Below are 8,991 nucleotides of genomic sequence, written 5' to 3' on the forward strand. Positions count from 1 at the left end.
CTGGGTATTGGGTATTGGGTATTTGGTGTTGGGTGTTGGGTATTGGGTATTGGGTATTGGGTATTGGGTATTGGGTATTGGGTATTGGGTATTGGGTATTGGGTATTGGGTATTGGGTATTGGGATGATAAATAAATTATATTCTCGCGATATGGTAAAATTATTATGTATAGAATTTAATATCGTCCGCAACTATTGTTTCTGAAAGTGCTTCTGAATGTTTCGAATCATCGGTTCTAAACCATTGATTTTGATATCGAGCATTTGTTCGAGTTGTTTTCCTAGCTTTCCTTTTGGGAATCCTTTTTGTCGATACCAAATTAAATACGCTTCTGGCAAGTTCACCAAATATCTACCTTCGTATTTTCCGAAAGGCATTTTGGCATGCGCCAATTCTATGAGGAGTTTTTGTTGTGCTTCTTTATTGGGAAAATCAGTCATTATCTGATGGAGATCGCTTGTAGTTATCGTATTTTTTTAGTTCGCGTGCTATTAATTTTTGCCACTTTATTTGTCCTGCATAATCCCTAGAATAATCAGAACCAGTGTCATAGGCATTTTGCATGTTACGCAATTCTTCGTTGATTTGATCGTAGATTTTAGAGATTTCTTGCTGAATGTTTTTTGAAAATTTGGTGTTTTTTATACGCTTTCTAAATTTTCGTGCATGCAATTCAGAAATGTCAAAATGCAATTGTTCATGACCTAACACAGTGTCATTTACACGTTCTTTTAAATACCAAGATCGTTCTGGGTAAAACTGTGCTATTACATTGGTTGTGTATTCTATTTTATCGCTATTGGAATAGCTTTTTGAACTAAAGCCATACGTTATTCCCGAAGCCGTAATGGCAACAGCATCCGTATCATAATCTGGTTCAGCTTCAAAGTTTCCCCAATGTAATTTTCCTTGCTGCGACCAATTGATAGTTTCTTCGTCTTGAACGAATAGAAAAATACATAGTATGCCTAATAGTTTGTACATTTATTTCCAATGAAATTCAACAATCTTTTCAATATCTGGGTGAAGACTGTAATGTACAGGACAAGTTTTTGCTGTGTTTTCTAGTATTTTTCGGGTTTTATTGTCTGCTTCAAAAGGCAAGTGAATTTGCACTTCTATTTTTGAGATTCGTCTTGGATCTGAAGCCATTGTTTTGGTAACTTCTGCGGTTGTATTTTCCATATGTACACCGAGTTGTCCCGCTTTAATTCCCATTACTGTCAACATACAACTTGCGAGTCCTGTCGCAACAGTATCTGTAGGAGAGAACGCTTCTCCTTTCCCATTATTGTCTGTAGGAGCGTCAGTTATGAATTCGTTTCCAGATTTTATGTGTTCTGAAACCGTTCTAAGGCTTCCTGTATATGTTACTTTTGAAGTCATATTTGAATTGTATGTTTATTATTTAGCTTCTTTGATTTCCAGTCCTTCGTATCTTACTATATATACGCCTTCATTAAAGAATCCTCCAAATGTTTTTTTTCTGTAATTAAATTTATTTTCTACGTAGTTTGTTTCTGTTCCTGTTCGCACACTTTTAGCTAAGTTTTGATCGTATACTAAACGTACTAATATATCGAACGTAATATCAAATCCACGTGTTGCAATTTTACTTGGCGAAATTCCATATATTTCTTTATAATCCTGTACAAATTGATTGTTTAATGATGAAGGTTTATCAATAGATGGATAGTGAAAGTTAAGATTAGCCAAGTGACTGTAGTATATATTATCGCTGCTCTCGTATTTACTACTTTTATTTGTAGTTAATAATACAATCTTACGTTTGTCTGTCGTTGCATACGAGTTTAATACCGAAGTTACATTTGCTATTAATGATAAATCATCTGTTTCAAGGATGACCCAATTTTCCATATCTACCTTTAAATGTGGTAAAATTAATGCGGGTTTGATATAGTTTCCTTTTTCAGGATTGAAAATTGTATGATTTGGTAAAATAGATTGCAATGTAGCTTTTATGCCTGCTTTTGTTTTATCTGCAATGATGATTACATTTTTATCTTGTCCATTTTCTTTCAAAAACTCCAACATTTTTTCTTCTAATAGTTTTTTTGCTGGAATTGTTTGAAATACATTTCTGTGTTTTACTTCTTTGTTTGTTAATGGAGAAATTACAGGAATTCCATCTGATTTTAATTCAGAAGCAACTACTTCTATGTTAGAATCTAAAATTGGTCCTATAACTGCGTGCACGTCTGTAAAATCATTTTCTGTTATTGCAGTACGTGTTGTTCCTTTTTTCCCTCCATTATCAATCACTTTTACATTGACAGAAAATCCAAGTTTTTTAATGGAATCTAACGCCATTAAAGAGCCTGTATAAAAATCAGTCGCGTATCCTAGTAATTTATCTTTTTTCAGTTTGCTTTTTGTCTGACTTATAGAGTCCATGTTCATTTCGTTCAATTTGAACGGTAACATGATTACAATATTCGATACATTTTCAGGATTTGCATTTTCTAAGAAATTGAACTTATCTACAATCACAGCATCAACCACTTCCAAATCAGAGTTTTCTGTTTTAGCAACAGGGATCTTTAAGACCATTCCGGCTTTTAAACCATCTTTTAAGGCTGGATTTAAGTGAATCAATTCGTCTTCCGAAAACCCTAATTTTCGCGTAAGCGTATACATGGTTTGTTTTGGCTTCACATCGTAAAACACATATTTTTCTACGCTTACTATTGCTGGTTTTTCTGAACGAATTGGAAGTTTTATTTCCTGTCCAACTTTTAAACCGTCTTTAATTTCCGGATTGATCGCTTCTAATTCTTCAATCGTAAGTCCGTAACTATGCGCAATTCCCCATTTGGTTTCTTTGGCTTTTACAGTGTAAATTTCAAAAGTAGGTTCTTCTGTTTTAGTTTCTTCCTCTTTTGTTTCAACAGTTTCTTCTTCTGGCTTTTCCTTAAATTTTGGAATTGCAATACGATCCCCTTTCTTTAAACCTTCTTTGGCAACTTTTTCGTTGTATTTTAGAATATCGTCTGTAGTAATACCATATTTTTTTGCAATACCATACAATGTTTCTTTTCTACGGACTTTATGATTGGTAAATGTTACATTGACATCTGTAGCAGGTTTGATCGATTTTGACGGAATAATTAGCATGCTGTTTCTACGCACACCTCTTCTTGCTTCTGGATTTAATTTGATGATATCATCTGGACTGATATCGTATTGTTTGGCAATACTTTCCACCGTTTCACCTCTTGATACTTTATGACTTTTGTATTGTTGTGCGGTTGCAGAACAACTTGTCATCAGTAGTACTAAAAAAAATCCTAAAAGCTTCTTCATTCTTTATGCTTAATTAATTATTCCCATTCAATGGTTGCTGGCGGTTTTGAGCTGATGTCATATACTACTCTATTAACGCCTTTTACTTTATTTATTATATCGTTCGATACTTTTTGCAAAAATTTATACGGTAAATCTACCCAATCAGCAGTCATAGCATCAGTACTTTCTACTGCACGCAATGCAACTACTTTTTCATACGTTCGCTCATCTCCCATGACTCCTACTGAGTTTACGGGTAATAAGATTGCACCAGCTTGCCATACTTTATCATATAAATCCCAAGCGCGTAATCCGTCAATAAAAACGGCATCAACTTCTTGTAATATACGAACTTTTTCCGCAGTGATATCACCTAATATTCTGATTGCCAATCCTGGACCTGGAAATGGATGACGACCTAATAATTGCTTGTCCATTCCCATAGAAGCACCAACTCTACGAACCTCATCTTTAAACAATGCTTTCAACGGCTCTACGATTTTTAATTTCATAAAATCTGGCAAACCTCCAACATTGTGGTGACTTTTTATCGTTGCACTTGGTCCGCCTGTTGCACTCACACTTTCTATCACATCTGGATAAATAGTTCCTTGTGCCAACCAAGTTACACCTTGTATTTGTGTTGCTTCATCATCAAACACTTCAATAAATACACGTCCAATTGCCTTGCGTTTCTTCTCAGGATCGCTCAGTCCTGCTAGCGCATCCAAAAAGCGTGCCGAAGCATCTACACCTTTTACATTGAGTCCCATACCTTCGTATTGTTTTAGGACACTTGTAAATTCGTCTTTACGCAATAAACCATTGTTTACAAAGATGCAATATAAGTTTTCTCCGATTGCTTTGTGCAATAACATTGCTGCTACACTTGAGTCAACTCCACCAGATAAACCTAAGACAACTTTGTCATTTCCAAGTTGCGCTTTTAAGTCAGCTACAGTTTCGTCAACAAAAGCATTTGGCGTCCAATCTGGATTTACATTTGCTATGTGTACTAAGAAGTTTTCTAATAATTGCTTTCCATCTGTAGAGTGATATACTTCTGGATGAAATTGAATGGCAAATGTAGTTTCGCCTTCTATTTTGTAGGCTGCATTTTCTACATCGTGCGTACTTGCTAAAAGTTTTCCGTTAGTCGGTAATTTTTTAATGGTATCACTATGGCTCATCCAAACTTGACTTCCTTCAGAAATTCCTGCTAAGAATGGTTCATTTTCTTCTACATAACTCAAATTTGCACGTCCATATTCACGTGTGTTTGATTCGGCAACTTGCCCACCAGAAAAGTGTGCTAAGTACTGTGCGCCATAACAAACGCCTAGTAAAGGTTTTTTACCGCGAATACCTTTTAAGTCTGGATGAAAAGCATCATCAGACCTTACTGACATTGGGCTTCCCGATAGAATTACTGCTTTATAATCGTCTAAGTTAGTTGGAATTTTGTTGAATGGATGAATCTCGGAATAGATGTTCAGTTCTCGAACTCTGCGCGCAATTAGTTGTGTGTATTGCGATCCGAAGTCTAATATTAATACCTTGTCGTGTTGCATACGCAAAAGTAGTATTTAGATTTTAGATTTTAATACTTCAATTGAAGATTTTTCAACAGGATATTCACAACGGTTTTTAGCACTCTTTTTTAGAGCTCCAACACCAAAAATTCACCCGACAATGGTTGTAAATATTCCACTAATGTTGGAACCAAAGTTTCGCCGTATTCTAAGTACAATTCTGAGAAGTTGAGTCTGCGTTCTTGTAATGAGTTGTTTGGAAATAGCAGTTCTTGCAATTCTGTACTTCGAGATATTTTGTCTTTTAACCCTCTTTTTTGTGCCGTTAATAAACGCTTCTCTAAATGTTGCAAACCTTTGAGTTGTTTTTTTTCTTGCGCCGCAACTGCTCCAACAAACGATTTATCCGTTTGCTCTGCGAGTGTGTATAAGTCTTTGAATTGTTGTTGCAAGTGTTCTTTTTGAGAAGAAAAGTCAATTTTAATAACACTTAATTCTTTTACCTTTTTGTTTACAAAAGCATCTCTTTTTAGGAATAAATCACGATTGGAAATGTTTAATTTTTCCATCTTTTCTGATTGCTTCCCAGTTTTTACAACTGCTGAGTTTCTTAATAAAACCATCGGAAAAGTAACATTGACCGCTTCAAAGTATGATTTTAATTCAAACCAATACGCCAATTCTCCGCCTCCACCAATGTAGCAAAGGTTTGGCAGAATGATTTCTTGGTACAACGGACGCAATAATGCATTTGGTGAGAAACGCTCAGGATGTGCGTGGACTTCCTGTTTTATTTGCTCCGAGTTCCATCTCACGGAAGTGTTATTTACCGTAAAAACACCCTCTTTTTCAATGATACGTTCGCGAACTCCTTCAGTAATATAGAATAGATTTATTTCTCTTGGATTGACTTGAATCTTGTATGAATTATTGACTTTCGTCAGATTTTCCGCCGTTTCCAACACTTTTTTGTGCGCTGTTTGCTGAAACAATTCGTTTTCTACAAACGGAATGAATAATTGTTTTAACGAAGCATCATTTCCATCTACTATCACCAAACCGTAACGCTTGAATAATTCGTTGGCAATATAACGTGTAGCATCTGTTAAGTTATCGTGTTTTACATATCCGTCTTCAAAAAGTGATTGTAAATATTTTGCATTGTTGCTTGTTCCTAATTCTTTAGAAAACGCTTCTAATACTTCTGATAATCCTTCCGTAGATAATTCACCTACGGCGCCACTTGCTTCACGATCCCAGCGTATTTTTTTTCCTTTGTAGTTGAAGTAACAGATTTCATCAAAGTCATGATCTTCAGAAGCCATCCAATAGATAGGTACAAAATCATAGTTTGGATGTTTTTCTTTTAACGTAGTTGTTAAATTTATGGTAGAAATGATTTTATATAAAAAATATAATGGTCCAGTAAACAGGTTTAATTGGTGTCCTGTTGTGATGGTGAATGTATTGTTAGCTGCTAATTTCTCAATATTTTTTAGTGTAGCTTCCGAAGCATTTACACCTTTATATTGTTGACGTAAAGCATTTACCAAAACTGCTCTTTGCGAAGCATCCGTTAAGCTAGATTGCTGTTTTTCTTTGATTTGCGCTTCAAAATTTTCCAATTTTGGAAAACGATTGTAAAATGGTTTTAGTGTGTTTGTTTCTGCTAAGTAATCACACATTAAGGGAGAAAAATATCCAGTTTCGCTGTAAGGTATACATTCAGTTGGCATAGTTGGTCGTCAGGTATTTTAAAGTTGCAAAGATAAAGTTATTTGAAATGGAATTTTCTCAAAATTTCGTTAAGATATTCTTTTTCAAAAATTATATTAATTAGATTTGATGTCTATCTAACTTATCATTTGTAATGAGACGACATATTTTTACTTTACTTTCATTTTTTATAATTTCTGTTTCCGCTTTTGCACAAAATATTCAATCGCCCGACGAGTTTTTGGGTTATGAATTAGGGACAAGATTTACCAATCATCATCGTGTGGTTGATTATTATCAATATCTAGCGAAAGCTTCCAACATGGTTCAATTGGAAGAATACGGGCGAACAAATGAACAGCGTTTGTTGCAAGTTGCGTATGTTTCTTCAGCTGAAAATTTAGAAAATTTAAAAAAAATTCAAATAAATCATTTGATAGATACAGGAATTGTAGATTCTTCTACTCCTGGAGATAAAGCCATTGTTTGGTTGAGCTATAATGTACATGGAAACGAATCGTCAAGTACAGAAGCTTCAATGAAAACAATTTACGAATTGATTACTTCCAAGAAAGCTTGGCTAGAAAATACCGTTGTAATTATAGATCCGTGTATTAACCCTGATGGACGTGATAGATATGTAAATTGGTACAATCAAGTAGCAAGTTCTCCTTATAATTCACATCAAAAAGCAAAAGAACATAACGAACCTTGGCCAGGCGGAAGACCAAATCATTATTTGTTTGATTTAAACAGAGATTGGGCTTGGGCAACACAGGTAGAAACGCGTCAACGTTTGAAAGTGTATAATAGATGGTTGCCACATATTCATGTCGATTTTCATGAACAAGGAATTAATGAGCCGTATTATTTTGCGCCAGCAGCAGAACCTTTTCATGAGGTAATTACGGATTGGCAACGCGATTTCCAAATTCAGATTGGAAAGAATCATGCAGGATATTTTGATAAGGAAGGTTGGTTGTATTTTACACGTGAACGTTTCGATTTGTTTTATCCGAGTTACGGAGATACGTATCCTACTTTTAACGGCGCTATTGGAATGACTTATGAACAGGCTGGGCATGGACGTGCTGGTTTAGGAATTATGAATGACGAAGGCGATTTACTGACGTTAAAAGATAGAATTGCACATCATCATACGACTGGATTGTCTACCGTAGAGATTTCTTCAAAAAATGCTGACAAGTTGAATGCTGAGTTTAAAAAGTTCTTTAGCGATAAAAATTTCACCTATAAAAGTTATGTATTAGAAGGAAATATATATCGTATCAAAAAACTAATGCGACTTTTGGATAGACACGAAATTAGATATAATTGGACTACTAGCACTGTAAAAGGTTTTGATTACAACAATGGACAACAAACTTCAAAAAAGGTAGAGCAAGCATTATTAGTAAGTACAGATCAACCAAAAGCCAAAATGGTAAAAGTTTTGTTTGAACCAAAAGCTAAACTTAGTGATTCCGTTACATACGATATTACTGCTTGGAGCATTCCGTATGCGTATGGATTGAATACCATTGCTTCTAAAACAATTGTTCCTTACGATAAAAATAATACTGGTTTCGACTTCCCACTGAGTAGTACTCCTAAAAAAACAAATTCTGTAGCGTATGTAACCGATTGGAAAAATGTTACAGATGCTGCATTTTTAGGACAATTGCTACAAGCTGGAATTCGTGTACGATTTACAGAGAAAGCTTTTACTGCAAATGGAAAAACGTTTGATCGCGGTTCTTTGATTATTACCAGAGGTGATAATAAAAATATAGAAAAATTTGATGATCTAGTTTTTGATATTGCAGTTCATAATTCAATTCAGTTATCGAGTCTTTCTTCTGGTTTTTCAGATAGTGGCGTTGATTTAGGTTCGCCAGATGTGAAAGAAATTAAAATGCCTAAGGTAGCGGTCATGTCTGGGAAAGCAACAAGTTCATTAGGTTTTGGAGAACTTTGGTACTTTTTTGAACAAGAATTGAAGTTTCCTGTAACGAATGTAGATTCAAGTAATTTTTCAGCAAGTACATTGAATTCTTTTACTATTTTGATTTTACCGAATGGAAATTACAGCTCTTTATTTGACAAGAAACAGTTGCAAACATTGCAAAACTGGGTTTCCCGTGGTGGAAAAGTAATTGCTATTGGAAGTTCTTTAAACACTTTTGTTGGAAAAGATGGTTTTGGACTTTCTAGAAAAGAAAATGAAGCTGATAAAGAAGATGCAAATAATGTTGTTTCGTATGCTAGAAGCGAACGTGAACGCATATCTAATAATATTACTGGTGCCATTTTTAAGACGAAAGTAGACAATACACATCCGCTTGCCTTTGGATATGGCGACTCGTATTTTACTTTAAAGTTAGGAAGTTCGGCGTATAGTTATTTAAAAAATGGATATACGGTTTCTTATTTAGA

Annotated in this window: 7 protein-coding genes; 1 reads left to right on the top strand and 6 read right to left on the bottom strand. The window is 34.8% G+C overall.

The window, feature by feature from the left end; genetic code table 11:
• Window positions 1–192 precede the first annotated feature (192 nt).
• The 6 genes from ACRBBL_RS27055 to bshC form a co-directional block, all read right to left on the bottom strand.
• The gene (locus ACRBBL_RS27055) at window positions 193–441 is read right to left on the bottom strand and encodes a DUF3820 family protein (RefSeq protein WP_431372234.1); all 249 of its coding nucleotides are present in this window, start codon (window positions 439–441) and stop codon (window positions 193–195) included.
• On the bottom strand, window positions 434–985 hold the full coding sequence (locus tag ACRBBL_RS27060) for a DUF922 domain-containing protein (protein WP_431372235.1): 552 nt from the start codon (window positions 983–985) through the stop codon (window positions 434–436). Before ACRBBL_RS27060 ends, ACRBBL_RS27055 begins: the two co-directional genes overlap by 8 nt.
• Entirely contained in the window at window positions 986–1,387 is a 402-nt protein-coding gene (locus ACRBBL_RS27065; RefSeq protein WP_431372236.1) for an OsmC family protein, read from the bottom strand. It lies immediately after the preceding gene.
• 18 nt (window positions 1,388–1,405) lie between these two features.
• Window positions 1,406–3,325 (bottom strand): amino acid ABC transporter substrate-binding protein, encoded by a 1,920-nt coding sequence (locus ACRBBL_RS27070; protein WP_431372237.1) that lies wholly within the window; start codon window positions 3,323–3,325, stop codon window positions 1,406–1,408.
• A gap of 17 nt (window positions 3,326–3,342) precedes the next feature.
• Window positions 3,343–4,878 carry a glutamine-hydrolyzing GMP synthase gene (guaA, locus tag ACRBBL_RS27075; protein ID WP_431372238.1) on the bottom strand — a complete coding sequence of 512 codons (1,536 nt, stop codon included), beginning with the start codon at window positions 4,876–4,878 and terminating at the stop codon, window positions 3,343–3,345.
• A gap of 89 nt (window positions 4,879–4,967) precedes the next feature.
• Window positions 4,968–6,575 carry a bacillithiol biosynthesis cysteine-adding enzyme BshC gene (bshC, locus tag ACRBBL_RS27080; RefSeq protein WP_431372239.1) on the bottom strand — a complete coding sequence of 536 codons (1,608 nt, stop codon included), beginning with the start codon at window positions 6,573–6,575 and terminating at the stop codon, window positions 4,968–4,970.
• A gap of 134 nt (window positions 6,576–6,709) precedes the next feature.
• Here bshC and ACRBBL_RS27085 point away from each other — a divergent pair.
• Window positions 6,710–8,991 (top strand): M14 metallopeptidase family protein (locus tag ACRBBL_RS27085; RefSeq protein WP_431372240.1); only part of this gene is annotated, 2,282 nt, incomplete at its 3' end.

It is taken from the genome of Kordia sp., assembly GCF_050633145.1.
Taxonomy (GTDB): domain Bacteria; phylum Bacteroidota; class Bacteroidia; order Flavobacteriales; family Flavobacteriaceae; genus Kordia.

Excerpts from the sequence above, each read along its gene's own strand:
- ACRBBL_RS27060 (WP_431372235.1), bottom strand. The coding sequence starts at position 985 with ATGTACAAACTATTAGGCATACTATGTATTTTTCTATTCGTTCAAGAC.
- ACRBBL_RS27055 (WP_431372234.1), bottom strand. The coding sequence starts at position 441 with ATGACTGATTTTCCCAATAAAGAAGCACAACAAAAACTCCTCATAGAA.
- guaA (WP_431372238.1), bottom strand. The coding sequence starts at position 4,878 with ATGCAACACGACAAGGTATTAATATTAGACTTCGGATCGCAATACACA.
- bshC (WP_431372239.1), bottom strand. The coding sequence starts at position 6,575 with ATGCCAACTGAATGTATACCTTACAGCGAAACTGGATATTTTTCTCCC.
- ACRBBL_RS27070 (WP_431372237.1), bottom strand. The coding sequence starts at position 3,325 with ATGAAGAAGCTTTTAGGATTTTTTTTAGTACTACTGATGACAAGTTGT.
- ACRBBL_RS27065 (WP_431372236.1), bottom strand. The coding sequence starts at position 1,387 with ATGACTTCAAAAGTAACATATACAGGAAGCCTTAGAACGGTTTCAGAA.